At 43.9% G+C, this 900-nt stretch carries 1 protein-coding gene; it reads left to right on the forward strand.

What is annotated here, in order from left to right; genetic code table 11:
* Window positions 1-123: 123 nt before the first annotated feature.
* The coding region (locus tag AC1DWN_RS34445) for a hypothetical protein (RefSeq protein ID WP_477563296.1) at window positions 124-900 on the forward strand (777 nt) is incomplete at its 3' end.

Raw genomic sequence — 900 nt, forward strand, 5'->3', positions numbered from 1 at the left:
CCCTATAAGGGTATGCTAATAGAGGCAGTGTCAAGCTGTGGTATTCGGACAGAGGTAATTGGGCAACAATTGCTAATAGGGATTGAATGCGATTTTAAAAATGAAAGGGTGAGCTTAGCAACTATGCTAAAGAGTCTTATATGGCAAAAAGTAAAGCACAAACGATCGTCAGCCGCTGCTGTCGTCATCGTGCTGTGCGTCATAATAGGAGGTTGTGGAGGTGCTGCAGGCAGTAAGCATTCGCAGCATAACATGCAAAATGACGCGAAGGTCGTGAATGGCACCGTTGATGAGCGTGCTATTAAGGGAGGAGTAACGGGTGAACACGCTGGTCATAGCAGCGTGACAACATCAGGCTTAACTGCGGACGATATGAAGCTGGAATGGCGTTATTCGCCTGAGCGCCCAAAGCCGAGAGAGAAGACAAAGATCAAACTGCTTGTATACAATAAGGCGGGTAAGCCCGTTGAAAAGTTTGAAACTAACCATGAGAAACTGATGCATTTGATTATTGTTAGAGATGATTTAACTGAGTTTAATCACATTCATCCTGTATATAAGGGTAACGGGGAGTTTGAAGTAGAAGCTGAATTTGCTACAGGCGGAACTTACAAGCTATTTGCTGATTTCATTCCTACAGGCGGAGCTCAGTTTACGGAAACATCACGAGTGACAGTAGCTGGTGAGCAGCGTGCAGAGCAGCCGTTGACTAAGGATGCTTCTTTGACAAAGGTAAAGAACGATTTAGAAGCTTCACTTTCGATTTCATCTTTAAAGGCAGGTTCGGAAGCCTTGCTGACATTCACTTTCCAAGATGCGAAAACGATGAAGCCAATTACAGACTTACAACCCTATTTAGGTGCGATTGGCCATGTTGTAATTTTAAATGAAGATCTGAAT

This window comes from Paenibacillus sp. P4_A7, from assembly GCF_056402455.1.